Annotated in this window: 1 protein-coding gene; it reads left to right on the top strand. The window is 69.0% G+C overall.

The window, feature by feature from the left end; all coding sequences use genetic code 11:
• The coding region (locus EN738_RS35140; RefSeq protein WP_145967082.1) for an ATP-binding cassette domain-containing protein at positions 1 to 381 on the top strand (381 nt) is incomplete at both ends.

Genomic DNA, 381 nt, shown 5'->3' with positions numbered 1-381 from the left:
CCCTCGAGCGCGCCGACCTCAACGCCTCGCGCCTGGTCTCGATGATGGTCGGCCGCGATCTCTCGGCCTTCTACAAGAAGGATCACCGGCCGCCGGACAGCCAGCGCCGTGTGGCGCTGTCGGTGCGCGGCATGTCGGACGGCGGATTGCTGAAGGACTGCTCGTTCGATCTTCACCACGGCGAAGTCCTGGCGCTGGCGGGGCTGGGCGGGTCCGGCCGCACCGAGCTTGCCCGGTTGATCTTCGGCGCCGACCGCCGCAGTGCGGGCGAGTTGGAACTCGACGGCAAGCCGATTGCCATTGCTTCGCCGCGCGAGGCGCTGGAGGCCGGCATTGCCTACCTCACCGAGGACCGCAAGGAGCTCGGCCTGTTCCTCGACA

Origin of the sequence: Mesorhizobium sp. M4B.F.Ca.ET.017.02.2.1, from assembly GCF_003998955.1 — a bacterium.
Taxonomy (GTDB): Bacteria; Pseudomonadota; Alphaproteobacteria; order Rhizobiales; family Rhizobiaceae; genus Mesorhizobium; species Mesorhizobium abyssinicae.
This window is presented reverse-complemented; position numbering and strand designations above follow the sequence as displayed.